This is a genomic window from Pseudomonas sp. PS02290 (genome assembly GCF_029960075.1).
GTDB lineage: Bacteria > Pseudomonadota > Gammaproteobacteria > Pseudomonadales > Pseudomonadaceae > Aquipseudomonas.
In genome coordinates, this window is sequence record NZ_JASCOY010000021.1 from 49,698 (window position 1) to 73,732 (window position 24,035).

Genomic DNA, 24,035 nt, shown 5'->3' on the forward strand with positions numbered 1-24,035 from the left:
GCTCAGCTTATCAGTGCCGGGCGCAAAAGGCCCGGCGTCAGGCGGGTTCCGCTTCGGACGCTGGAGCGTAGGCGTGCTGCAGCAGCACGTTGAAACGTTCGAAGGCCGCCACTGCGCCACGGTCTATCTCGCGCTCCTGTTCGGCGTTGAACGGCAGATCGTCAATGATCCGGACAAAGCGTTTCCAGCCTTCGGCGCGACCGCCTGACGGTTCACCCAGATGGCGCGCGCCGAACGTCTCGCTGAGGTTCAAGGCCACGGCGCGTTTGATCAGAAAGGCGGCGCCCAGCTTCGAACCCTCCGACACGAACAGCCAGCCCAGCGCCTCGGCAAGGCTGGGTCCATCGACGGCGCCGGCGACCGGGACAGGGATGTCAGCCTGAAGATCAAGCAGATCGGCTTTGGCCTGTTCGGCGCGGCATCGATCGGGCAGGTCGGCAATCAGCTCGATCAACTGCGGGTGCGTGTACAGCGTTTTCAGCTCTTCCTGGAACAGGTATTGGGCGCTGAGGAATCGGCGGTAGCTGGCCAGTGTCTCGAACGGCGCGTTGGCTTTCACCGCCTTGTCCAGTTGTTCATGGGGGGCATGGGTGATCTGGTTCAGTCGTTGCGAGCGACGAATGGCGTTGTCGGTCATAGGGTCTTCCTTGTAGATGAGGCGCTTGTTAACAAGACGAACGAGCGTTGCAGGCGCGTAAAAAATCACGCACCTGCAACGGGGATCGGTCAGATGTCCCACACCACGTTGACAGCGAAATTGCGTCCTGGCTGGGTCAGGCGGTCGAGGTTGGCGGGGGCGGTGGCGCCGGCTTCGCCAACACTGTCGTAGCCGCGCACGTCATCCCACAGCCAGTATTTTTTGTCCGCGAGGTTGTACAGGCCACCGCTGACCGTGACGTCGTTAGTGACTTTGTAATAGCCCGTCAGATCGACGAGGCCAAAGCCCGGCGTCTTGAACCGGGTGGCACCGTCGGGGGCGTAGTAGTTACTGGTGTCGACCCGCGTCTTGCGCTTGACCAGCGTCCAGTTCAGCAAACCGCCGTAGTTGTTCTGGTCATAACCCAGCCCTAATACGCCGGTGAGCGGGTTGATGCTATTGAGGGGCTGGCCGGTGTCGTTGTTGCGGCCGTACAGATAGGCCAGCGAGCCTCGGGTGTAGAGGCCTTCGGGTGCGCCGAAGCTGTCCAGGTTCAAACGGGCCTTGAGCTCAACGCCCTTGATCGTGGCGTGCCTGATGTTGTTGGACTGGAAGGTCGTGGTGGTGGAGTTGGCTGGAATCACTGCGTCCTCATTAATGAAGTCGCGATACGTGTTGTAGAACACCGCCAGATCAAACGTGCCCTCGTCGAAGTGACCGCGCAGCCCGGTTTCGTAGCTCTTGCTGGTCTCCGGTTTCAGGTCGGGATTGGGCTCGACGACGTAATTGCCCCGGGTGTTTTCGAAGCGGCCATACAAGGCTTTGGCGCTCGGCGTGCGGAAGCCCTCGGCGTACTGGCCGTACCAGGTGTAGGCGTCGTTGAACGCATACGTCAGCCCCAGCTTGGGTGACAGGCGATGCCATTTTTTCGTGCTGTCGTCGAACTCGCTCTTGCTTTTCAGGTTGACGCTTTTGAGGAATGAATCTGTGGCGTCTGGTTCGAGCGTGGTGTAGTCGTAGCGGGCGCCGGGCATGAAGGTCCAGTCGCCCCACTTGATCTGATCCTGGGCGAACAGCGCGTAGGTGGTGATCGTCGGATTCGGGAAGTCGTTAGTGGGTGCCACGATGTCGGAGGCAGTGGTGCTGACTGCACCGATGGTGCGGCAGGTTCCGACGACCGACGCACAGGTGGCTGATCCTGTCCGAAGCCCTGTCACCTTCTGTTGCTTGAGGGTCGTGCCGTACGTCAGCAAGTGCTGGGTGTCGCCAATGTCGAACGCTTTATCCAGCTGTGCGTCGAGGATCCATTGGCGTTCCTTGTAGTGGGTGTCGCGGGTGCGCCAGACATCACGACTACCAGGGACGTAACGCTCGAAAGTGTTTTGATCAGTTTTGGCGATCTGATAATTCAAGCTCCACTTGGCGTTGTCGGCCAGCACGCTGTCCAGCGCGAACGTGTTTTCGAGGCCAAACCGCTCTCGGGTGATGACATCGTTTCCCTCGCGGCTTCGGTACATCCCTGACGCACCTCTGCCAGGTATGAAAGGCCCACCCACCACACTCTTCTGATTGGTATGGGTATCGTCCTTGTACTTCTCGTAAGTGAACGCCAGACGATCATTGTCGCCATAGTTCCAGCCCAGCTTGGCCAGGACATTGGTTGCGCGGGCGTCTTCCGGGTTGGCTGCCGTACGGGACAGCCCGGTGCCGCCATGCTCACCGTAGGACTCGGTCTCGTGGCCGTTGCGCTGGCTGACGTGCAGCAAACCGTCGACATCCCCCGCGCGGCCGGCAACCGTAGATGAATTCAACCAGCTGTTGTCCGCCGAGCTGTAGCCGGTTTTCAGGCGGGCGCCTACATCCTTGCCCGGCTTGATGATGTCCTCGGGGTCGAGGGTGTAATAACTCACCGCGCCGCCGATGGCGCTGCTCCCATACAGCGCCGACGCAGGCCCGTGCAGGATCTCGACGCGCTTGATGATCTCCGGATCCACGTAATTGCGATGGGTGTTGGCGAAAGGGCCCTGGAAGAAGTTGTCCGGCACTTCGACGCCATCCACCTGCGTCAGGATCCGGTCGCCATCGATGCCGCGGATGTTGTAGCCGCTGGTGCCCGCACGCTGGCCGGTCCCGCCCACGGACACGCCAGGCACCTCGCGTACCAGGTCGCGAATGCTGTTGACGTTGCGACGATCCAGCGACGCTCGGTCCTGCACGGTCACCGTGCCGGGTACCGAATCCACCGACTGCGCCTGACGCGTGGCGCTAACTGTGATCTGCTCCAGTTCCAGCGCGCTGGTTTGCTCGGCGGCAGCGACGGCGGGACTGTGCACCGCGGCCGCTAAAACGGCGATGGTCAGCAGGGAAAGCCCGAGGTGGTGAGTGGCGTTTGCCGAGGCGTATGAGGCGGGGTTGAAGCTGGACAGCATGGATAGCGCTCCCTGTCGTGCGGGTCGTCATAGTTGTTGCGAGATGATTCAAATAGGAATCAGTTGCATTGGCTATGACTAGACGTGCGGGTCGCGGCTATCGCGTAAAAATAATTTCGGTGAGTGTCAGATCATCAGGTTTGAAGCCATGGCGCCGCAGCTTGGCGAGCGCAGTCCGGCGTCAGGTTTTTTTCCGCACAGCCAGCACCGCTGCTGCATCGAATACCGTTTGCGAGTGCCACACGGTCTCGGCGCTGGCAAACGCTTCTCGGTGGGCGGGATCGGCTTCGAGCCATTCCAGAAAGCGCGCGTGGGTTGCGGCATCTGCGATTTCCAGCTCGATCAGCCAGGTCAGGGCCTGGTCCATCGTCTCGGCAGTGCCCGATGCATCGGCTTGAGTGCGGCGGGGTGATTGGGAGTCCGTCAAGGAGCGTCCTCAGGTCCACGGTTTGGCCGGCATTGTAGCGTCACTCAGAAGCACCCACTGACGAATTCTTGCGGATGAAACTCAGTGATCCAGGCGCGCCGCGACACTCAGGCAGAGCGTCATGATCAGCTTCAATTCTTTTTGCACGGTGCTGGTGGACACGCCCAGTTGCTCGGCGATTTCCAGATAACTTGCGCCGTGAAGCCGACTGAGGGTGAAGATTTTCTGCTGCCGGGGCGACAGGGTTTCCAGGCTCGCGCTCAGGCTTTCCAGCAGACGGTTGGCGTGGGCGGCGTCCTCCAGCGCGGAGTGGGGGGCGACGACATTATGAATATCGCTGATCGGCGCATCGTCATTGATGGTGCGCGCGTGAACGCGGCGGGCGCGCAGATGATCCAGGGCCAGATTGCGCGCGGTCTGGAAGACGAAGGGTTCGAGGTGCTCGATGGCTCGCTCGGTGAGCGCGCGGGTGACACGCAGGTAGGTTTCCTGGAGCAGGTCTTCGGCGGCGGTGTGACTGCGGACCATGCGCTGAAGCGTGCGCAACAGCATGGTTCGCCGGGCGAGGAAGACAGTATTGAAGTGCGACTGAGTCACAGGGACACCCGACGAGAATTCATTAGATGATAATGCTTATCATCTAGACGTCAGGTCAAGGCAGGGATTTGCACAGATTGTAAGGGCCGTTCACCGGGACGGCAGTCATTACCGGGGAGGGAGTTGATCGCGAAGAGCCTGGTAAATCCGCTGACGGTCCAGCGGCTTGAATTTCGTCTTCGCGAGCAAGCTCGCTCCTACATTGAGGGGATCCTGTTACTTGCTTACTCGGCGTTCATCAACGCCAGGCAGTTATCCAGCATGCGGTTGGAGAAGCCCCATTCGTTGTCGTACCACGCCAGCACCTTCAGCAGGCGACCGCTGACTTTGGTGTGGTTCGCATCGAAGATCGACGACAGCGGGTTGTGATTGAAGTCGTGGGAAACCAGCGGCAGGGTGTTGTAGCCGAGGATTTTCGAATGCTGCGCGGCCTCTTTCATGATCGCGTTGACTTCTTCGGCCGTCGCATCGCGCTTGAGCTGAATGGTCAGGTCGACCAGCGACACGTTGATCACCGGTACACGCACGGCCATGCCGGTCAGCTTGCCCGCCAGTTCCGGCAGCACCAGGCCGACCGCTTCGGCAGCGCCGGTCTTGCTCGGGATCATCGACTGGGTAGCCGAACGCGCGCGGTACGGGTCGGTGTGGTAGACGTCGATCAGGTTCTGGTCGTTGGTGTAGGCGTGGATGGTGGTCATCAGACCGCTCTCGATGCCCAGTTCACGGTTCAGCACCTGAGCGACCGGCGCCAGGCAGTTGGTGGTGCAGGATGCATTGGAGATGACCTGATGGGATTGGCGCAGTACATCATGGTTAACGCCGTAGACGATCGTCGCATCGGCGCCTTTGGCCGGTGCAGAAATAATCACTTTCTTGGCGCCTGCGGTGATGTGTGCAGCAGCCTTGGTGCGGTCGGTGAACAGGCCGGTGCATTCGAACACCACGTCGATGTCCAGGGATTTCCACGGCAGCTCGGCCGGGTTGCGGATCGCGCTGACCGCAATTCGGTCACCATTGACGGTCAGGCTTTCCTGATCGTGTTCAACGGAACCGTCGAATTGCCCGTGAACCGTATCGAATTTCAGCAGGTGGGCGTTGATCTCGCTGTCGCCCAAGTCGTTGATGGCGACGACTTGCAGGTCCTGACGGTAGCCTTGGGTATAGAGTGCGCGTAGGACGTTGCGGCCGATTCGGCCAAAGCCATTGATTGCAATGCGGAGAGTCATACACCCGTCCTCAAGAATTTGTTGTTGGAATTACAAGATTATTCTCATAAAAATAGAAAACAACCCCTTTTAGTGGCAGTATTTTGTTTTATCTACAAATAGAAACCCGTCTGGCCGTCACAACTGGCTGAAAATCAAGTGCTTGCCGCCGCTCTCGTCTGAGCCCCGGATTTGATCGCAGCCTGGTGAAAGCGCCTGAACGAGTGACCACATCGCTAGCCTGGAGTCCATGACATGCATCCCCGCGTCCTTGAGGTAACCGAACGGCTGATTGCTCGCAGCCGTGAAACCCGTCAACGCTACCTGCAATTGATCCGGGGTGCGGCGAGCGACGGGCCGATGCGCGGCAAGTTGCAATGTGCCAACTTCGCCCACGGCGTCGCGGCATGTGGTCCCGAAGACAAGAACAGCCTGCGCATGATGAATGCGGCGAACATTGCCATCGTCTCTTCCTACAACGACATGCTCTCGGCGCATCAGCCGTACGAACACTTCCCCGAACAGATCAAAAAAGCGCTGCGCGAAATCGGCTCGGTGGGGCAGTTTGCCGGTGGCGTTCCGGCCATGTGTGACGGTGTCACCCAGGGCGAGCCGGGCATGGAATTGAGTATCGCCAGCCGAGAAGTCATTGCGATGGCAACGGCGGTGGCGTTGTCCCACAACATGTTCGACGGCGCGCTGATGCTGGGCATCTGCGACAAGATCGTTCCGGGCTTGCTCATGGGATCCCTGCGTTTCGGTCATCTGCCGACGATTTTTGTACCGGGCGGGCCGATGGTCTCGGGCATCTCCAACAAAGAGAAAGCCGACGTGCGTCAGCGCTACGCCGAAGGCAAGGCAACCCGCGAAGAGCTGCTGGACTCGGAGATGAAGTCCTACCACGGCCCGGGCACCTGCACGTTCTACGGCACGGCGAACACCAACCAGTTGCTCATGGAAGTCATGGGTCTGCATCTTCCGGGCGCCTCTTTCGTCAATCCCTACACACCGCTACGCGATGCCCTGACACGCGAGGCGGCGTTCCAGGTCACGCGTCTGACCAAACAAAGCGGCGACTTCATCCCTCTCGGAGAGATTGTGGACGAACGTTCGCTGGTCAACTCGATTGTTGCCCTGCACGCGACGGGCGGTTCCACCAACCACACGCTGCACATGCCGGCGATTGCCCAGTGCGCGGGCATTCAGCTGACGTGGCAGGACATGGCCGATCTGTCGGAAGTCGTGCCGACCCTGTCCCACGTCTACCCGAACGGCAAAGCCGACATCAACCACTTCCAGGCTGCCGGCGGCATGTCGTTCCTGATCCGCGAGCTGCTCGACGCGGGCCTGATGCACGAAGACGTCAACACGGTCATGGGCCGTGGTCTGCGTCGCTACACCCAGGAGCCGTTCCTGGAAGAAGGCACACTGGTGTGGCGCGATGGCCCGGTCGAAAGCCTCGACGAAAACGTCCTGCGCCCGATTGCCCGTCCGTTCTCGGCCGAGGGCGGCCTGCGGGTGATGGAAGGCAACCTGGGCCGTGGCGTGATGAAAGTCTCTGCCGTTGCGCTGGAGCATCAGATCGTCGAAGCGCCCGCCAAAGTATTCGAAGACCAGCAGGACCTCGCCGACGCCTTCAAGGCCGGCGAACTGGAGTGCGATTTCGTGGCGGTGATGCGCTTCCAGGGGCCGCGCTCCAACGGCATGCCGGAACTGCACAAGATGACGCCGTTTCTGGGCGTGCTGCAGGACCGTGGGTTCAAGGTGGCGCTGATTACTGACGGGCGCATGTCCGGCGCGTCCGGGAAAATCCCGGCGGCGATTCACGTTTGCCCGGAAGCCTCCGACGGCGGGCCGCTGGCGTTGGTGCGTGATGGGGATCTCATTCGTGTCGATGGCGTGAAAGGAACGTTGCAAGTTCTGGTCGAACCGGCAGAATTGGCCGCCAGAGAGCCGGCCATCGGTCGCTTGTCCCATAACGTGGGCAGCGGGCGCGAATTGTTCGGCTTCATGCGCATGGCCTTCAGCTCGGCAGAGAAGGGCGCCAGCGCCTTTACTTCGAATCTGGAGACGCTCAAGTGACATTGGCGATGGTGGGTGATATCGGCGGCACAAATGCGCGGTTTGCCATTTGGGAAGACGACCAGTTGCATTCGATTCGCGTATTCGCGACGGTCGATTACGCCAGTCCTGAAAAGGCCTTGACGGTCTATTTGCAGGACCTGGAATTGCAGCGCGGTGATGTCACCTCCATTTGTCTGGCCGTGGCCGGGCCGGTGACCGGCGATGATTTCCACTTCACCAACAGCCACTGGAAGATCAATCGGCAGGCATTCTGCGCCGAGCTGAAGATCGACCACCTGATCCTGGTCAACGACTTCACCGCCATGGCGCTGGGCATGACCCGCCTGAAGGACGACGAGTACCTGACCGTGCGTCATGGCAAGGGCGACCCTCGCGGCGCGCGGGTGGTGATCGGGCCAGGCACCGGACTTGGCGTCGGCACGCTGATCCGCAGCGGCGAAGCGCGATGGACTGCGGTGCCGGGGGAGGGCGGTCACGTTGATCTGCCCATCGGCACGCCTCGCGAAGCCCTGCTGTGGATGCGGTTGATGGCGACCCACGAGCATGTCAGCGCCGAGACGATTCTGAGTGGCGCCGGGCTGTTGCTGCTGTATCAAGTCAGCTGCGGGCTGGACGAGATCGAGCCTGAACTCAAATCCCCGGCGGCCATTACCTCGGCGGCGCTCAAGGGCGATCCGGTCGCCAGCGCGGTGCTCGAGCAGTTCTGTGTATTCCTCGGCCGGGTGGCGGGCAATAACGTACTGACTGTCGGCGGACGCGGCGGCGTGTATATTGCCGGTGGCGTGATCCCGCGGTTCGTTGATTTCTTCATGCAGAGCGGCTTCAACAAGGCGTTCGCCGAGAAGGGACTGATGAAGGATTACTTCAATGACGTGCCGGTCTGGCTGGTCACGGCCGAGTACCCCGGCCTGATGGGCGCAGGCGTGGCGCTGGATCAATATGCGGCGAGCGCTAGCGGCAAGCTATAAGCTGCAAGTCAAGGCCGCGCATGGCTGGCTTGCGGCTTAAAGCTTGAAGCTCGCAACTGCTCCACCTATAACAACAATCCATTGCTCACAAGGACGACCATGTGAACGCTGTCAGTAAATCGATTCTGGTGGTCGACGATGACCAGGAGATTTGCGAGTTGCTGCAAGCCTACCTGAGCCGATCCGGTTTTCAGGTGCGCACGGTCGGCGATGGGGCCGAGTTTCGACAGGCATTCAACGAAGAGGCCAGCGACCTGCTGATTCTCGACGTGATGCTCCCTGATGAAGACGGCTTCAGCCTGTGTCGCTGGGTCAGGCAGCATCCGCGTCAACCGCATATTCCCATCATCATGCTCACCGCCAGCTCCGACGAGGCCGACCGTGTCATTGGTCTGGAACTCGGCGCCGATGATTACATGGCCAAACCCTTCAGCCCCCGTGAGCTTCAGGCCCGGATCAAAGCCCTGTTGCGCCGTGCCCAGTTCGGCCAGGAACGCAGCGGCGGTGAAGTGCTGGTGTTCGATGAATGGCGGCTGGACATGGTCAGTCATCGGCTGTTTCACAACGACGGTGAAGAAGTGATTTTGTCCGGCGCTGATTTCGCGCTGCTTAAACTGTTTCTCGACAACCCCCAACAGATTCTCGATCGCGACACCATCGGCAACGCCACCCGTGGCCGTGAGCTGATGCCGCTGGAGCGCATCGTCGACATGGCGGTCAGCCGCCTGCGTCAGCGTTTGCGTGACACTGGCAAGGCTCCGCGTTTGATCCGCACCGTGCGAGGCAGTGGTTATCTGCTGGCAGCCAATGTGCTCCCCCAAGCCGGCAACGGTTACTGATACTCAATGGTGACCGACAGGAAACGCCGCTTGCCGGTGCCGCGTTCGCTGCTCGGACGCATGCTGCTGCTGACCTTGCTCGCCGTGTTGCTGGCGCAAACCCTGTCCAGCCTGATCTGGCTTTCGCAGCTGCGCGCCACGCAGATGGAAGGCCTGGTCACCAGCGCCCGCAGTCTGGGTTTTTCCATGGCGGCGAGTGTGAGTTACTTCCGCTCGCTCCCCGTTGCGTTTCGGCCGCTGGTGCTCGATCAATTGCGCAGCATGGGCGGCACGCGTTTCTTTGTGTCGCTCAACGATCGGCCGCTGGAAATGCAGGTGCTTGAGCCCACCGTGCGCAAGACAGCGGTCATCGATGTGGTCGGTCAGGTGCTGCGGCAAAACCTCGGCGCTGATCCCGACATCCTCGTGCGCTTCGTGCGTCCCGAAGACCTGCGCATTTTCAACAGCGGTCTCAGACTCGACGAGCTTCCGCGCTCATGGGCTCATTACGCGCTGACCCTTGAACCGGTCAATCCGCCCGTGCTGGTCACGCAGATCGAGCTGTCGCCCGGCGAATGGCTGTACATCGCCTCGCTGCTGCCTGAGCCTTACACCATGCTCGAAGCGGAAGGCCTGCCCTCCCAGCAAGTCTGGTTCATCGCGCTGACCAGTATTTTTCTGTTGGTCTTCATCGGTCTGCTGGTGCACTGGCAGAGTGGGCCGCTCAAGCGTCTGGCCCATGCCGCGCGGGATCTGTCGTTGGGCGCCGACGTTGAGCCGGTGGTGGAGGGGGGAGGCAGTGAAGTGGTGGAAGTGACCCGCGCGTTCAACACCATGCGCGATCGCATCAGCCGTTACCTGACCGAGCGCGGCCAGCTGTTCAGCGCGATTTCCCACGACCTGCGCACCCCGATCACTCGCTTGCGGCTGCGCGTCGAGCTGCTCGAAGACGAACAGATGCAGGCCAAATTCACCCGTGACCTGGATGAGCTGGAGTTGCTGGTCAAAGGCGCGTTGCAGTGCGTGAAGGACACCGACATTCACGAAAACATCGAGCCGGTCGACCTCAATCACGCGCTGGATTGCCTGATCGAGCCCTATCTCTCCGCTGACGGTGCAGGTCGTGTCACGTTGCACGGCAAGGCGATGTCGATGTACTACGGCAAGCCCCTGGCGCTGCGCCGGTGCATGGGCAACCTGATCGATAACGCCATCAAATACGGCGACCGTGCGCACCTGTTCGTTGAGGACGACGCCGATGCGTTCATTCTTCACGTCGAAGATGAAGGCCCGGGCGTGCCTGAACAGCGAATGGAACAAGTCTTCGAACCGCACTTCCGGCTGGCCGGCAAACACCAGCAGGGCTATGGGCTGGGGCTCGGCATCGCCCGCAATATTGCCCACAGCCACGGCGGCGAAGTGACGTTGCAGAACATGCGCGAAGGCGGGTTGCGGGTCACGCTCTATCTGCCGCGTGGTGTGGAGTAATCCGGTCCCTTTCCTCAATGTCACAGCCCTGTGACATTTGCGCATCCCTTCGTTACCGTCCGCTCTAACCCCTTGGTTAGAATCCACGCAGCGCAAGCGCCACGACTTGCTCATGCATAACAACAAGAAAGGTCAGATATGAATTCGATTTCCCGTCTCGCTGCACTTATTTCCCTCGCCTCGTTGTTCCCTCTGAGCGCCATGGCGGCTGATGCCAAAGGCACTGTCGAAGTTGTGCACTGGTGGACGTCCGGTGGCGAAAAAGCCGCTGTCGATGTGCTCCGCGCGCAAGTTGAAAAAGACGGTTTCACCTGGAAAGACGGCGCTGTCGCAGGCGGCGGCGGTGCAACTGCAATGACCGTGCTCAAAAGCCGCGCCGTTGCTGGCAACCCGCCTGGCGTTGCCCAGATCAAGGGCCCGGACATCCAGGAATGGGCCTCTACCGGCCTGCTTGATACCGACGTGCTGAAAAACGTCTCCAAAGAGGAGAAGTGGGACAGCCTGCTGGACAAGAAAGTCTCCGATACCGTGAAGTACGACGGTGACTACGTCGCCGTGCCGGTGAACATCCACCGCGTCAACTGGCTGTGGATCAACCCGGAAGTCTTCAAGAAAGCCGGTATCGAAAAAGCCCCTACCACCCTCGAAGAATTCTACGCAGCGGGCGACAAGCTCAAAGCGGCAGGCTTCATCCCTCTGGCCCACGGTGGCCAGCCTTGGCAGGACAGCACTGTTTTTGAAGCCGTCGTTCTCTCTGTCATGGGCGCTGATGGTTACAAAAAGGCACTGGTCGACCTCGACAATGCTGCGCTGACCGGCCCTGAAATGGTCAAGTCGCTGACCGAGCTCAAGAAAGTCGCCACCTACATGGATGCCGACGGCAAAGGCCAGGACTGGAACCTGGAAGCCGCCAAAGTCATCAACGGCAAGGCCGGCATGCAGATCATGGGTGACTGGGCCAAGAGTGAATGGACCGCCGCCAAGAAAGTCGCCGGCAAGGACTACGAGTGCGTAGCGTTCCCGGGTACCGACAAGGCCTTTACCTACAACATCGACTCCCTGGCTGTGTTCAAGCAGAAGGACGCGGGTACTGCTGCCGGTCAGCAGGACATCGCCAAGATCGTGTTGGGTGAAAACTTCCAGAAAGTCTTCAGCATCAACAAGGGCTCGATTCCTGTTCGCAACGACATGCTGGCTGACATGGGCAAGTACGGTTTCGACTCGTGCGCCCAGACCGCTGCCAAGGACTTCCTGGCTGACGCCAAAACCGGCGGCCTGCAACCAAGCATGGCGCACAACATGGCCACCACACTGGCCGTGCAGGGCGCGTTCTTTGACGTCGTGACCAACTTCATCAACGACCCGAAAGCCGATCCGGCCGACGCGGCGAAGAAGCTGGGCGCTGCGATCAAGTCTGCCAAGTAAGCCGTAACACCGCTTGCTCCATGTAGGAGTGAGCTTGCTCGCGATGGCGTCATGTCAGCCAATACAGACGGCACTGATACGCCGCATCGCGATCAAGCTCACTCCTGCAGAAGGCGGCGTGTTTGCACTCTTCATTCTTCTGTACTGGATTTCACCATGAGTTCTGTTGCTGTGTTCAGCAAAGCCTCGCCGTTCGATGCACTGCAGCGCTGGCTACCCAAACTGGTGCTGGCGCCCAGCATGTTCATCGTATTGGTGGGCTTCTACGGCTATATCCTGTGGACGTTCGTTCTGTCGTTCACCAACTCGACTTTCCTGCCGACCTACAAGTTTGTGGGTCTGGCGCAATACGCGCGGTTGTTCGACAACGATCGCTGGTGGGTAGCCAGTAAAAACCTCGCGGTGTTCGGTGGCATGTTCATCGGCATCAGCATGGTGGTCGGCGTGCTGCTGGCGGTCTTTCTGGACCAGCGCATCCGCCGCGAAGGCTTTATCCGCACTATTTATCTGTACCCGATGGCGCTGTCGATGATCGTCACCGGTACGGCCTGGAAATGGCTGCTCAACCCGGGCATGGGCCTGGACAAACTGCTGCGTGACTGGGGCTGGGAAGGCTTCCGCCTGGACTGGCTGATCGATCCGGATCGCGTCGTTTACTGCCTGGTGATCGCTGCGGTATGGCAGGCGTCGGGCTTCATCATGGCGATGTTCCTGGCCGGCCTTCGTGGCGTTGATCAGTCAATCATCCGTGCTGCGCAGATCGACGGCGCGAGCATGCCGAAAATCTACTGGAAGGTCGTGCTGCCAAGCCTGCGTCCGGTGTTCTTCAGTGCGGTCATGATCCTGGCGCACATCGCCATCAAGAGCTTCGACCTGGTCGCGGCCATGACGGCCGGTGGCCCGGGCTACTCGTCTGACTTGCCCGCGATGTTCATGTACTCGTTCACCTTCAGCCGTGGCCAGATGGGCATGGGTTCCGCCAGTGCGATCCTGATGCTCGGCGCGATTCTCGCCATCCTCGTGCCTTATCTGTATTCCGAGCTGAGGGCCAAGCGCAATGACTAGTCTCGCCAACAAGCCCGCCCTCAGCCTGAGCCGCGTCGCCATCTATGCGGTGCTGATCGTTGCGGTATTCATTTATCTGGTGCCGCTGGTGGTAATGCTGCTGACCAGCTTCAAGTCGCCGGAAGACATCGGCAGCGGCAACCTGCTCAGCTGGCCGACCGAAGTGACGGCCATCGGCTGGATCAAAGCCTGGGCGACGGTGAAGGGCTACTTCTGGAACTCGTTCCTGATCACCGTTCCGGCGGTGCTGATCTCCACCACCATTGGTGCGCTGAACGGCTATGTGCTGTCGATGTGGCGCTTCCGCGGTTCGCAGTTGTTCTTCGGCCTGCTGCTGTTCGGTTGCTTCCTGCCGTTCCAGACCGTCCTGCTGCCGGCGTCTTTTACACTGGGCAAAATGGGCCTGGCGAGCACCACCACAGGTCTCGTGTTCGTCCACGTCGTTTACGGTCTGGCGTTCACCACGCTGTTCTTCCGCAACTACTACGTCAGTATTCCGGACGCACTGGTGAAAGCGGCACGTCTGGATGGCGCCGGCTTCTTCACCATCTTCCGTCGGATCATTCTGCCGATGTCGACGCCGATCATCATGGTCTGCCTGATCTGGCAGTTCACCCAGATCTGGAACGACTTCCTGTTCGGCGTGGTGTTCTCCAGCGGTGATTCGCAGCCGATCACGGTCGCGCTGAACAACCTGGTCAACACCAGCACAGGCGTCAAGGAATACAACGTTGATATGGCGGCGGCGATGATCGCCGGTCTGCCGACCCTGCTGGTCTACGTGGTCGCAGGCAAGTATTTCGTGCGCGGGCTCACGGCCGGCGCAGTCAAGGGGTAATCATGGCAACGCTTGAACTACGCAATGTAAACAAGACTTACGGGGCCGGTTTGCCGGACACCCTGAAGAACATCGAACTCTCCATCAAAGAAGGCGAGTTCCTGATTCTGGTCGGCCCTTCGGGCTGCGGTAAGTCGACCCTGATGAACTGCATCGCCGGGCTGGAAAACATTACCGGCGGCGCGATCATGATCGGTGATCAGGACGTCAGCGGCATGAGCCCGAAGGATCGCGACATCGCGATGGTGTTCCAGTCCTACGCGCTCTACCCGACCATGAGCGTGCGCGAGAACATCGAGTTCGGGCTGAAGATTCGCAAGATGGCCCAGGCCGACATCGACGCCGAAGTGGCGCGGGTCGCCAAGCTGCTGCAGATCGAACACCTGCTCAATCGCAAGCCGGGGCAGCTCTCCGGTGGTCAGCAACAGCGCGTGGCCATGGGCCGGGCGCTGGCTCGTCGTCCGAAGATTTACCTGTTCGACGAGCCGCTTTCGAACCTCGATGCCAAGCTGCGCGTAGAGATGCGTACCGAAATGAAGCTGATGCACCAGCGCCTGAAGACCACCACGGTCTACGTGACCCACGACCAGATCGAAGCGATGACACTGGGCGACAAAGTGGCGGTCATGAAGGACGGCATCATTCAGCAGTTCGGCACGCCAAAGCAGATCTACAACGATCCGGCCAACCTGTTCGTGGCCAGCTTCATCGGCTCGCCGCCCATGAATTTCATCCCGCTGCGCCTGCAACGCAAGGACGGTCGCCTCGTCGCACTGCTCGACAGCGGTCAGGCCCGTTGCGAGCTGCCGATGAGCATGAACGACGCCGGTCTTGAGGACCGTGAGGTGATTCTGGGCCTGCGTCCCGAGCAGATCGTGCTAGCGTCCGGTGATGCTGCCGGTCTGCCGACCATTCGCGCCGAAGTCCAGGTGACCGAGCCGACTGGCCCGGATACGCTGGTATTCGTTACCCTCAACGAGAGCAAGGTCTGCTGCCGTCTGGCGCCGGATATTGCACCCGCTGTGGGCGAGACCTTGACGTTGCAGTTCGATCCGGCGAAGGTTCTGCTGTTCGACGCCAAAACCGGCGAGCGCCTTGGCGTCCTGGCACCGAGTCAGTCGGTGGAGAACATGGGGAATGTCACGCGGCTCAACCGCAACTGATCCCGATGTGCAGGAGCACTGCACAAACGAGCACCTGTGACGGGTGGATGTCTGCCGTACAAAACCCGTCATGCACACGATGTACGTGGTTACAACGCTGTTCAAAAGCTAATAACAATAAAACGAGGATCCAAGGGATGAAAAAGGTACGTAACAAGTCGCTTAACCAGTTTCAACTGATCGGTGGGTTGTCTGTCCTGAGCGCGTTGACGATTTCCGGAACGGCGTCTGCAATGGAGCCTTTCAAAGCCAGCGAGCACATGACCGGCGATTGGGGTGGTCTGCGTCAAGAGCTGTACGACAAGGGTTACGACTTCCCGATCGAGTACGTAGGCGAAGCCGCCTCCAACCTCAACGGTGGTTATAACGACGACAGAACCGGCCGCTACAGCGACCAGTTTGCGTTCGGCGTACAAATGGACCTGCAAAAAATCCTCGGCTGGCACGACGCAGAGTTCAAGCTCGCGATCACCGAGCGTAGCGGCAACAACATCTCCAACGACCGTATCGGCGATCCGCGTGCCGGCACGCTCAGCTCCTCCCAGGAAGTCTGGGGCCGTGGCCAGACCTGGCGTCTGACCCAGATGTGGGTCAAGCAGAAGTACTTCGACGGCAAGCTGGACATCAAGGTTGGTCGTTTCGGTGAAGGCGAAGACTTCAACAGCTTCCCTTGCGACTTCCAGAACCTTTCGTTCTGCGGCTCGCAAGTCGGTAACTACGTCAACACCTGGTACAACTGGCCTGTCAGCCAGTGGGCTGCCCGCGTGAAGTACAACATCACGCCTGAGTTGTTCGCCCAGATCGGCGTCTACGAGCAGAACCCTTCGTACCTCGAAACCGGCAACAGCTTCAAACTCAGCGGCAGCGGCTCCAAAGGTACCGTCGTACCGGTTGAAGTGGTGTGGTCGCCAAACGTCAACTCTCTGCCAGGCGAATACCGTCTGGGCTACTACGTGAGTAACCCGAGCGCCGACGATCTCTACGAGAACGAAAACGGTCAGCCACAGGCAATCGCCGGCGGTGACTTCAAGTCCCACAAAGACAAGCACGGCTGGTGGGTCGTGGCTCAGCAACAGCTGACCGCGCACAACGGCGACGCATCCCGTGGTCTGAGCATTTTCGCCAACGCGACGGTGCATGACAAAGCCACCAACTTCGTCGACAACTACCAGCAGGTCGGCTTCGTCTACAAAGGCCCGTTCGATGCACGTCCGAAGGATGACATCGGTATCGGCGTCGCGCGTATCCACGTGAACGATGATGCCCAGGACAACCGTCGTCTAGTCAACGCCGTAAACGGCATCGAAGACTACGACAACCCAGGCTACCTGCCGATCCAGAAGACCGAATACAACTCGGAAATCTACTACGGCGTGCACGTAACCGACTGGCTGACCGTGCGTCCCAACCTGCAGTACGTGAAGAGCCCGGGCGGTGTGGACGACGTTCAGAACGCACTGGTTGCCGGTATCAAGATTCAATCGAAGTTCTAAGTTAAGCGGACGCTCCTCCGCGCTCCACAAACGATCAAGGGTCGTGTGTGCTTTACGGGCAGCCAAGCTGCCCGTTTTTTTTCGCGCTATTTATTCCGTAGCAATGGCTCCGCGTTCGGGGCATTTTTTCTCGCGTGACGAGTGACCGCCATCTGGAGTGCGACAACGATGCCCTTCAGGGACCCCGGCTCAACCGAGCACCCTCTTCAGCGTTTCTTCACCGCGGTGCGACCGCAACCGACCTTTCAGTGGGAACGCTACCAACAGCGTGATGTGCTGGTGATCAATCATGCGCAGTGCCAGGCCGTGTTCAGTCGGCAGGGCGCTCAGCTGTTGCATTTTGAACCTGCCGGGCAGAAGCCCTGGCTGTGGTGTGCCGCCCACTGGCCCCTGGTCGGCGCGATCCGCGGTGGCGTGCCGGTCAGTTGGCCCTGGGTCGGACGTCATCCGGGGGAGAGTGGTTGGCCGGCCAATGGCTGGGGCCGACTCCTCGACTGGAAACTGGTCGAAAGCCATGAGCATGAGGCGGGCGTCACATTGCGCTGGCAACTCAAGCTGTGGGACTGGCAGGCCGATCTTTATGCCGAGCTCGGGCATTCGATGGACCTGCGCCTGGAGACGCGTCACGACGACAGCGAGCCTTGTCACTTCGGCCATGGCTTGCACGCCTACTGGCGCATCAGTGATGTGGCGGACGTCGCGTTGCAGGGGCTCGACGGTGCCCACGGCTATGACGAACTCAGTCGCAGCGCTTGCGAGCAGCGGGGCGAGCTTCGGGTTCATGGCAGTTGTCAGCGGGTGTTCGAGCATGCAGGCCTGCTGGAACTACAAGACGACGCCTGGCAGCGGCGGTTGAGCATCGACACCGGCGACAGCGACAGCACCGTCGTCTGGCACCCCGGCAGCCGACCCTTGCTTGGCGTGGGCGGCGATGAAGCGATGGGTTTCTTGCGCGTCGAGGCGGCGTCGGGTGTGGATGATTGCTTGAGCCTGGCGCCCGGGCAGCACGCCAGCTTAAGCCTGCAGGCAAGCCTGGCTCACTGAGTGTGGGAGCGGGGGGTCGCCTGCCAAAGAGGCGTTCCCTTAATTCAACTCGTCGTCCGCCGGGTACCGGCTCGCGTTCAGGCTTTCCTTGATCTTGCGCAGGTGCGGCTGGAAGTCGACGCCCCGACGCAGGGTCATGCCGGTCGCCAGCACATCCAGCACCGTCAGCTGGACGATCCTCGACGTCATGGGCATATAGATGTCGGTGTCTTCGGGCAGCGGAATGTTCAGGCTCAACGTGCTGGCCTTCGCCAGCGGCGAGTCGGCAGCGGTCAGGCCCAGCACCGACGCGCCGTTCTCCCGGGCAATGCGTGCCACTTCGACCAGCTCGCGGGTGCGCCCGGTGTAGGAAATGATCACAAACAGCTCGCCAGTGTGGGCCACCGACGCCAGCATGCGCTGCACCAGCACGTCGGCATGGGCCGTGACAGCGAGATTGAAGCGGAAGAATTTATGCTGCGCGTCCAGTGCCACCGGCGCCGACGCCCCAAGGCCGAAAAAGTGGATCTGCCGCGCCTGAATCAGCAGGTCGACCGCTTTGCTGATCAGGTTGGGGTCAAGCACTTGGCACACGCTGTCGAGGGACGCGATGGCGCTGCCGAAAATCTTGCGGGTGTAGGCTTCCGGGTTGTCATCGGCTTCCACGGCGCGGCTTACGTAAGCGGCGCCGCTGGCCAGGCTCTGGGCCAGTTGCAGCTTCAGCTCGGGATAGCCGCTGACATCGAACGAGCGGCAGAATCGGTTGACCGTCGGTTCACTGACCTTCGCGGCCTGGGCCAGCGCAGCGATGCTGAACCGGGTGGCCTGCTGGGGATTGCTCAGAATCGCCTCGGCGACCTTGCGCTCGGCCTTGTTCAGCTCTTCCAGACGACTCTGGATCTGCTCCAGAAGATTGCGTACGCGGTCCATTGTTTGTCCTTCTGATGAAACGGCGACAGGCCGGTCGACAGGCCTTTATTTGCAGTGAGGGAATTTCGGCCTTTAGCCTGTCGCAAAGGTGGCCTATCGTACTGAGGGCCTGTGGTGATCACCACTCTAATGTGGTTAAGGTGGGAATGTTGTGGTTATTACTACATTCGGCCTTGAGTAACGCCTTTAAAAAAGGTATTTGTAGCTTAACTTGATAAAAGAACCAACATTATGCTCTCGATTACGGTTGAACCGTGCACTTTTGCGTTGTTTGGCGCCTTGGGTGACCTGGCGGTACGCAAACTGTTTCCTGCGTTGTACCAGCTTGATCGAGCTGGACTGCTGCATGCCGAGACCCGAATTATTGCGTTGGCCCGTGAGCCGGGGACTCCTGAGGAGCACCTGGCTTACATTGATAAAAGCCTGCGTCGCTTCGTCCCCGAGGCGCAGCTTGAGACTGAACACGTGGAGCGTTTTCAGGCCCGCCTGAGTTACCTGCATGTGGACTTCCTCAAGGGCGAGGACTACGTCGCGCTCGCCGAAGCCGTGGGCGACGCGCCGACCATGATTGCCTACTTCGCGACACCGGCGTCGGTCTATGGCGCCATCTGCGAAAACCTCGCGCTGGCCGGCCTGACCGATCGCACCCGCGCCGTGCTGGAAAAACCCATCGGACATGACCTCGCGTCGTCCCGTCGCGTCAACGATGCCGTCGCCAAGTTCCTGCCTGAAACCCGCATCTACCGGATCGACCACTATCTGGGCAAGGACACGGTGCAAAACCTCATTGCCCTGCGGTTTGCCAACAGCCTGTTCGAGACACAGTGGAACCAGAACCACATCTCCCACGTGGAAATCACCGTGGCGGAGAAGGTCGGCATCGAAGGGCGCTGGGGCTATTTCGACCAGGCCGGTCAGCTGCGTGACATGATCCAGAACCACCTGTTGCAGCTGCTGTGCCTGATCGCGATGGACCCGCCCAGCGACCTGTCCGCCGACAGTATTCGTGACGAGAAGGTGAAAGTGCTCAAGGCACTGGCGCCTTTCACCCCGGAGCGTCTGGCCACCCAGGTGGTGCGCGGTCAGTACATCGCCGGCTACAGCGAGGGCAAGCCGGTGCCGGGTTATCTGGAGGAAGAAAACTCCAATACCCAGAGCGACACGGAAACCTTCGTCGCCATTCGTGCCGATATCCGTAACTGGCGCTGGTCGGGCGTGCCGTTCTATCTGCGTACCGGCAAGCGCATGCCGCAGAAGCTGTCGCAGATCGTGATCCACTTCAAAGAGCCGCCGCATTACATCTTTGCCCCTGAGCAGCGCTTGCAGATCAGCAACCGCCTGATCATCCGCCTGCAGCCCGATGAAGGCATCTCGCTGCAAGTGATGACCAAGGATCAGGGTCTGGACAAGGGCATGCAGCTGCGCAGCAACCCTCTGCAACTGAGCTTCTCCGATGCCTATCGCAGCGCCCGTGTGCCGGACGCCTACGAGCGGTTGTTGCTGGAAGTCATGCGGGGCAATCAGAACCTGTTTGTCCGCAAAGACGAAATCGAATACGCCTGGCAATGGTGCGACCAGTTGATCGCTGGCTGGAAAAAGGCGGGCGATGCGCCCAAGCCTTACCCCGCTGGTTCCTGGGGGCCGATGAGCTCCATTGCTTTGATTACGCGTGACGGGAGGTCCTGGTATGGCGATATGTGAACTTGAATTTCCGGCGGGCCTGAAGGCCCACGAATTCGATAACCCCGAAGTCCTGGCGAACGCGCTGGCCGATCACGTGGCCGAGCGTCTGACGGCTGCGATTTCCAGCAACCCGCACGGTACGGCCACGTTGGTGGTGTCCGGCGGCAAAAGCCCGGTGGCGTTTTTCAAGGCGCTGGCGCAGAAGCCCCTCGAGTGGTCGAAAGTCTGCGTCAGTCTGGCCGACGAGCGTTGGGTGCCCGTCGAACACGCCGACAGCAACGAAGGCCTGCTCAAGCGTTTCCTGCTTCAGGGGCCAGCGGCGGAAGCGGAATTCTTCAGCCTCTATCGTCCGACCACGACGGTGGATGAAGCTGCAGCGGCGACTGACGAGGCGCTCAAGGCGCTGCCGAAGATTGATGTGCTGATTCTAGGGATGGGCGATGACGGGCATACCGCGTCGCTGTTCCCCCACAGCCCGCACCTGAAAGAAGCGCTGGACCTCAACAGCGACCATCGTTGCCTGCCCATGCTCGCACCGACCGTCCCCCATCAGCGCCTGACCCTGACGCGTCCGGTCCTGGCGTCGGCAGCGACCACCATCCTGTCCGTCTCCGGTCAGGCCAAACTCGACACATTGCGCGCTGCACTGGCAGGCGATGACCTCGCCGAAATGCCAGTGCGCGCGTTCCTCAACCCGTCTCTAGAGATCTACTGGTGCCCATAAGCAAAGGATCAGCCGCCATGGAAAATACCCAAGTGAAACAGCCGTTGAATAGCATGGCGAGCAAGATTGCCCAGATCGACGCACTCTGCGCGAAAGCGAAGATTCTGCCGGTCATTACCATTGCCCGCGAACAGGATGTCCTGCCGCTGGCCGATGCCCTGGCCGCTGGCGGCCTGAATGCGCTGGAAATAACCCTGCGTTCCGAGTTCGGGCTCAAAGCCATTCGCATGCTGCGTGATGCGCGTCCTGAGCTGAGCGTCGGCGCCGGCACCATTCTCGACCGCCACATGCTCAAGGCGGCCGAGGAGGCGGGTTCACAGTTCATCGTCACCCCCGGCAGCACCCAGGATCTGCTGGAAGCCGCCGCGCTCAGCGAACTGCCGCTGCTGCCAGGCATCAGCAGCGCTTCGGAAATCATGATCGGTTACGCGCTGGGTTATCGCCGCTTCAAGCTGTTCCCGGCGGAAATCAGTGGCGGGGTTGGTGCGATCAAGGCGCTGGGCGGTCCATTCCCGGAAGTGCGCTTCTGCCCAACCGGCGGCGTCAGTGCGGCCAACCTGAAAAGCTACATGGCGCTGCCCAACGTGATGTGCGTCGGCGGCACCTGGATGATCGATAACGCGTGGGTGAAGAACGGCGACTGGCAGCGGATTACCGACGCCACTGCCGAAGCCATCGCGTTGTTCGACTGAGTCTGAATTTGCTGGTCAGGCTCCGCTTTCGACAGCTTCCGTTCAAGTGGAGGCTGGTTAACTGCTGAGCATGATCCGTTTATGGCGCCCTGTCGGGGCGTTGCTGCAGAAGTCGTCGTTGCATGGCTTTTTTACGGTGTTCCTTGGTCGGGAACGCCGTTTTTTTTTGCGCCTTTCATACGTAATACATATGTACCGCACAGGCAGCGGCAGGAGCGCTTATCTTTGCCGCTCCTTTGTAGTTCGTTTCTCGATGGATTTACGGCGCCTTCGTCATGAAGGCGCCGTCTTTTTTTCTACGGACTCACCGAAGGCTTTGATCCCGGCGCGGCCACTCGGGAGCAGACCCTATGCCAGCGCACGAAGTGCTGCCACCAACTGCTCGACATCCCTTGCCGATGTGGTGAATCCCGGCGTAATGCGGATGCACGTCCCGCAGGCCGAGCCTTCCCGCGTGACCGCAAAAATGCCGTGCTCATCCAGCAGGCGCTTGACCATGAGTTCCTGATCCGCGTGACGGCTGAAGCGGAATGACGTGATGCCGCAATAGAGCCGAGGGTCGTCCGGCGTCAGCACGTCGATGCCTTCGATGGTCCGCGCCTGAGTGACCCACAGGTCTCGCAGATAGGCCAAACGTGCGCCTTTGGCGGGTGCGCCGCCCATGGCGCGATGGTCGGCGAAGACTTTGGGCAGGGTCATCAAGGCCGGAATGTTTGGCGTCCCGTAAGGCACGCGCCCGAGGATATCGTCCGCACCGTAGCGCTCGTCGGCCATGTCGGGGTCGATGGCGCTCAGGCGTTCCTCCTTCACGTAGATAAAACCCAGGCTCAGCGGTGCGCCAATCCATTTCTGCAGGTTGAATCCGGCGAACGACACGCCAAGGTCAGCCAGTTCGAAATCCAGCAGGCCTAGCGCGTGGGCGCCATCCAGAATGACTTCGATGCCGTGGGCCTTGGCCAGCTCGGCGATCGCTTTCACCGGCATTACCAGACCCGTGCGATGAGTGACGTAGGTCAGCGCCACCAGCTTAAGCCGCGGATGTGCGGCAAAGGCGTCGCGGTAAGTCTGCAGCAGCCCGTCATGGCTGGCGGGGTGTTGGTGAGTGACCTCAATGACCTCCACGCCGCGATTCTTCGCCAGCCAACGCATGCCGGTCTGCACGCTGTTGTAATCCAGGTCGCTGAGCAGCACCTGGTCGCCTGCCACGAGGCCGTTGTAGTTGCGAATCAGCGCTTGCACCGACTCGGACGCGGAGCGGGTGATGGCCACTTCGCGGACTGGCACGTTCAGCAGATCGGCCAGGTCAGCGCGAATGGTCTCGCTGTCCTCGGTATCGAACTTCTGCCGCACGTAGACCGAGTTGCTGCGATTGACGTAAGCGAGGTTCTGCTCGTAATCCTTGAGTGCTGCGCGGGTCATACGGCCGAAATAGCCGTATTCGAAATTGACCGGCCCGGGCTCGACGTCGTACTGCGCCGCAACCTGCTGCCAGAACGCTTCGTCCCGAGCCTGTTCATCCGCCAATTCCGTTATTGCGTATGCAGTGCTGTTCATCAAGCGGCTCGCTTTTATCTATGGGCGTTTAGTTGAAGCGTATGGGGGCTTTCGGCGGGCCCTGGCGCAGCGGCTCGCGGGGCCGCGTGCGCAGCGGGTCCAGCAATGCCGAGAGGCCGTTGTGATCGATTTCATGCATCAGGGCCAACAGGCCGCCCAACTCTCCAGCCGGAAAACCTTGTCGGGCGAACCAGTTCAGGTAATCACCTGGCAAGTCTGCCAGCAACCTTCCCTGATACTTGCCGAACGGCATTTCGCGTGTGACTAACAACTTCAATTTCTCTGGATTCATCCAATAACCGTTTATCCGTTCGAGTGAACTTGAAAGATACGTGCATTCTGCAATTGCTCAAACACACAGATCATGCATAAAGCGCGGCGCAACTGTCGCTTGATATTGTTAACTCATTGAAAAATATAGATTTTATTTATCAGCTAAAGCTGGCATGCACAGTGCAATATCCCCTCTATCGAGTGTTTCGTTAACCAGACCTTTGATAAACCTGCCAGAAAGGAACCGCAAAATGTCGGATATCAACAAAGAAGCCATCTCTATTCTGAATGACTTGATCGAAACCAGCATTGACGGTGAGAAAGGTTTTCACACTGCTGCTGAAGACGCCAAGAACCCGGAAATCAAGGCTTACCTGCTTTCCCGTTCTTCTGGCTGCAAGACTTCCGTTGCCGAGCTGCAAGCTGAAGTGCGTGCACTGGGCGGCGATCCAGAAGACTCCTCCAGCATTGCTGGCGGCGCACACCGTCTTTGGGTCAACCTGAAAAGCGCTTTGAGT

General features: G+C 60.1%; 22 protein-coding genes. 14 read left to right on the forward strand and 8 right to left on the reverse strand.

What is annotated here, in order from left to right; genetic code table 11:
- Positions 1-37 precede the first annotated feature (37 nt).
- The 5 genes from QMX88_RS12305 to gap all read right to left on the reverse strand — a co-directional run bounded on the left by QMX88_RS12305 (position 38) and on the right by gap (position 5,316).
- Positions 38-637, reverse strand: a complete 600-nt coding sequence (locus tag QMX88_RS12305) for a biliverdin-producing heme oxygenase (protein ID WP_282369609.1) — start codon at positions 635-637, stop codon at positions 38-40.
- Between the two features lie 89 nt (positions 638-726).
- Positions 727-3,066: a TonB-dependent hemoglobin/transferrin/lactoferrin family receptor gene (locus QMX88_RS12310; protein WP_442969450.1), complete on the reverse strand. Its 2,340-nt coding sequence runs from the start codon at positions 3,064-3,066 to the stop codon at positions 727-729.
- A gap of 181 nt (positions 3,067-3,247) precedes the next feature.
- Entirely contained in the window at positions 3,248-3,493 is a 246-nt protein-coding gene (locus QMX88_RS12315) for a FecR/PupR family sigma factor regulator (protein ID WP_282369611.1), read from the reverse strand.
- 81 nt (positions 3,494-3,574) lie between these two features.
- Positions 3,575-4,090 carry an RNA polymerase sigma factor gene (locus tag QMX88_RS12320; protein WP_282369613.1) on the reverse strand — a complete coding sequence of 172 codons (516 nt, stop codon included), beginning with the start codon at positions 4,088-4,090 and terminating at the stop codon, positions 3,575-3,577.
- A gap of 224 nt (positions 4,091-4,314) precedes the next feature.
- The gene (gene gap, locus QMX88_RS12325) at positions 4,315-5,316 is read right to left on the reverse strand and encodes a type I glyceraldehyde-3-phosphate dehydrogenase (protein ID WP_122535884.1); all 1,002 of its coding nucleotides are present in this window, start codon (positions 5,314-5,316) and stop codon (positions 4,315-4,317) included.
- A gap of 234 nt (positions 5,317-5,550) precedes the next feature.
- On the opposite strand from gap, the gene edd reads away from it, so the two are divergent.
- From edd to QMX88_RS12375, 10 genes are all read left to right on the forward strand, one after another.
- Positions 5,551-7,377 carry a phosphogluconate dehydratase gene (gene edd / locus QMX88_RS12330; protein ID WP_282369615.1) on the forward strand — a complete coding sequence of 609 codons (1,827 nt, stop codon included), beginning with the start codon at positions 5,551-5,553 and terminating at the stop codon, positions 7,375-7,377.
- Positions 7,374-8,348 (forward strand): glucokinase, encoded by a 975-nt coding sequence (locus tag QMX88_RS12335; protein ID WP_282369618.1) that lies wholly within the window; start codon positions 7,374-7,376, stop codon positions 8,346-8,348. Before edd ends, QMX88_RS12335 begins: the two co-directional genes overlap by 4 nt.
- A gap of 101 nt (positions 8,349-8,449) precedes the next feature.
- The gene (locus QMX88_RS12340; RefSeq protein ID WP_122535887.1) at positions 8,450-9,187 is read left to right on the forward strand and encodes a response regulator; all 738 of its coding nucleotides are present in this window, start codon (positions 8,450-8,452) and stop codon (positions 9,185-9,187) included.
- Positions 9,188-9,193: 6 nt separating this feature from the next.
- Entirely contained in the window at positions 9,194-10,654 is a 1,461-nt protein-coding gene (locus QMX88_RS12345) for an ATP-binding protein (protein ID WP_282369619.1), read from the forward strand.
- 138 nt (positions 10,655-10,792) lie between these two features.
- Entirely contained in the window at positions 10,793-12,079 is a 1,287-nt protein-coding gene (locus QMX88_RS12350; RefSeq protein ID WP_282369621.1) for an ABC transporter substrate-binding protein, read from the forward strand.
- Positions 12,080-12,235: 156 nt separating this feature from the next.
- Positions 12,236-13,144, forward strand: coding sequence for a carbohydrate ABC transporter permease (locus QMX88_RS12355; protein ID WP_037014845.1), 909 nt, complete (start codon positions 12,236-12,238; stop codon positions 13,142-13,144).
- A complete protein-coding gene (locus tag QMX88_RS12360) occupies positions 13,137-13,982 on the forward strand; it encodes a carbohydrate ABC transporter permease (protein ID WP_133772127.1) in 846 nt (281 codons plus the stop codon). The genes QMX88_RS12355 and QMX88_RS12360 overlap by 8 nt, the downstream gene beginning before the upstream one ends.
- A gap of 2 nt (positions 13,983-13,984) precedes the next feature.
- Positions 13,985-15,145: an ABC transporter ATP-binding protein gene (locus tag QMX88_RS12365; protein WP_282369628.1), complete on the forward strand. Its 1,161-nt coding sequence runs from the start codon at positions 13,985-13,987 to the stop codon at positions 15,143-15,145.
- A gap of 137 nt (positions 15,146-15,282) precedes the next feature.
- Positions 15,283-16,638, forward strand: a complete 1,356-nt coding sequence (locus tag QMX88_RS12370; protein WP_192171796.1) for a carbohydrate porin — start codon at positions 15,283-15,285, stop codon at positions 16,636-16,638.
- A gap of 168 nt (positions 16,639-16,806) precedes the next feature.
- The gene (locus QMX88_RS12375) at positions 16,807-17,682 is read left to right on the forward strand and encodes an aldose epimerase family protein (protein WP_282369631.1); all 876 of its coding nucleotides are present in this window, start codon (positions 16,807-16,809) and stop codon (positions 17,680-17,682) included.
- A gap of 39 nt (positions 17,683-17,721) precedes the next feature.
- Here the strand turns inward: QMX88_RS12375 and QMX88_RS12380 are convergent, their stop codons facing one another.
- Positions 17,722-18,591, reverse strand: a complete 870-nt coding sequence (locus tag QMX88_RS12380) for a MurR/RpiR family transcriptional regulator (RefSeq protein WP_065992054.1) — start codon at positions 18,589-18,591, stop codon at positions 17,722-17,724.
- 231 nt (positions 18,592-18,822) lie between these two features.
- Here QMX88_RS12380 and zwf point away from each other — a divergent pair, with 231 nt between their 5' ends.
- The 3 genes from zwf to QMX88_RS12395 are packed head-to-tail and all read left to right on the forward strand — an operon-like array spanning position 18,823 to position 21,690.
- Positions 18,823-20,292 carry a glucose-6-phosphate dehydrogenase gene (zwf, locus tag QMX88_RS12385; protein ID WP_282369634.1) on the forward strand — a complete coding sequence of 490 codons (1,470 nt, stop codon included), beginning with the start codon at positions 18,823-18,825 and terminating at the stop codon, positions 20,290-20,292.
- Complete coding sequence (gene pgl / locus QMX88_RS12390) at positions 20,279-20,998, forward strand: 6-phosphogluconolactonase (RefSeq protein ID WP_282369636.1); 720 nt, start codon at positions 20,279-20,281, stop codon at positions 20,996-20,998. Before zwf ends, pgl begins: the two co-directional genes overlap by 14 nt.
- A 17-nt stretch (positions 20,999-21,015) precedes the next feature.
- The gene (locus QMX88_RS12395; RefSeq protein ID WP_122535897.1) at positions 21,016-21,690 is read left to right on the forward strand and encodes a bifunctional 4-hydroxy-2-oxoglutarate aldolase/2-dehydro-3-deoxy-phosphogluconate aldolase; all 675 of its coding nucleotides are present in this window, start codon (positions 21,016-21,018) and stop codon (positions 21,688-21,690) included.
- Positions 21,691-22,038: 348 nt separating this feature from the next.
- Here QMX88_RS12395 and QMX88_RS12400 read toward each other — a convergent pair whose 3' ends face one another.
- Together QMX88_RS12400 and QMX88_RS12405 are read right to left on the reverse strand one after the other, a co-directional pair.
- A complete protein-coding gene (locus QMX88_RS12400; protein ID WP_282369641.1) occupies positions 22,039-23,244 on the reverse strand; it encodes an aminotransferase class V-fold PLP-dependent enzyme in 1,206 nt (401 codons plus the stop codon).
- Positions 23,245-23,272: 28 nt separating this feature from the next.
- On the reverse strand, positions 23,273-23,536 hold the full coding sequence (locus tag QMX88_RS12405; protein WP_282369643.1) for a DUF3820 family protein: 264 nt from the start codon (positions 23,534-23,536) through the stop codon (positions 23,273-23,275).
- A 232-nt stretch (positions 23,537-23,768) separates the two neighbouring features.
- Between QMX88_RS12405 and QMX88_RS12410 the strand changes: the two genes are divergently transcribed.
- Positions 23,769-24,035: ferritin-like domain-containing protein (locus tag QMX88_RS12410; protein ID WP_282369645.1), on the forward strand; the 267-nt coding region annotated here is incomplete at its 3' end.

Bases quoted from the DNA above. Each gene is read 5' to 3' on its own strand.
- QMX88_RS12400 (WP_282369641.1), bottom strand. From the start codon at position 23,244: ATGAACAGCACTGCATACGCAATAACGGAATTGGCGGATGAACAGGCT.
- QMX88_RS12405 (WP_282369643.1), bottom strand. From the start codon at position 23,536: ATGAATCCAGAGAAATTGAAGTTGTTAGTCACACGCGAAATGCCGTTC.
- QMX88_RS12370 (WP_192171796.1), top strand. From the start codon at position 15,283: ATGAAAAAGGTACGTAACAAGTCGCTTAACCAGTTTCAACTGATCGGT.
- pgl (WP_282369636.1), top strand. From the start codon at position 20,279: ATGGCGATATGTGAACTTGAATTTCCGGCGGGCCTGAAGGCCCACGAA.
- QMX88_RS12360 (WP_133772127.1), top strand. From the start codon at position 13,137: ATGACTAGTCTCGCCAACAAGCCCGCCCTCAGCCTGAGCCGCGTCGCC.
- QMX88_RS12380 (WP_065992054.1), bottom strand. From the start codon at position 18,591: ATGGACCGCGTACGCAATCTTCTGGAGCAGATCCAGAGTCGTCTGGAA.
- QMX88_RS12305 (WP_282369609.1), bottom strand. From the start codon at position 637: ATGACCGACAACGCCATTCGTCGCTCGCAACGACTGAACCAGATCACC.
- QMX88_RS12365 (WP_282369628.1), top strand. From the start codon at position 13,985: ATGGCAACGCTTGAACTACGCAATGTAAACAAGACTTACGGGGCCGGT.
- edd (WP_282369615.1), top strand. From the start codon at position 5,551: ATGCATCCCCGCGTCCTTGAGGTAACCGAACGGCTGATTGCTCGCAGC.
- QMX88_RS12395 (WP_122535897.1), top strand. From the start codon at position 21,016: ATGGAAAATACCCAAGTGAAACAGCCGTTGAATAGCATGGCGAGCAAG.
- QMX88_RS12355 (WP_037014845.1), top strand. From the start codon at position 12,236: ATGAGTTCTGTTGCTGTGTTCAGCAAAGCCTCGCCGTTCGATGCACTG.
- QMX88_RS12310 (WP_442969450.1), bottom strand. From the start codon at position 3,066: ATGCTGTCCAGCTTCAACCCCGCCTCATACGCCTCGGCAAACGCCACT.
- gap (WP_122535884.1), bottom strand. From the start codon at position 5,316: ATGACTCTCCGCATTGCAATCAATGGCTTTGGCCGAATCGGCCGCAAC.
- QMX88_RS12375 (WP_282369631.1), top strand. From the start codon at position 16,807: ATGCCCTTCAGGGACCCCGGCTCAACCGAGCACCCTCTTCAGCGTTTC.
- zwf (WP_282369634.1), top strand. From the start codon at position 18,823: ATGCTCTCGATTACGGTTGAACCGTGCACTTTTGCGTTGTTTGGCGCC.
- QMX88_RS12350 (WP_282369621.1), top strand. From the start codon at position 10,793: ATGAATTCGATTTCCCGTCTCGCTGCACTTATTTCCCTCGCCTCGTTG.
- QMX88_RS12345 (WP_282369619.1), top strand. From the start codon at position 9,194: ATGGTGACCGACAGGAAACGCCGCTTGCCGGTGCCGCGTTCGCTGCTC.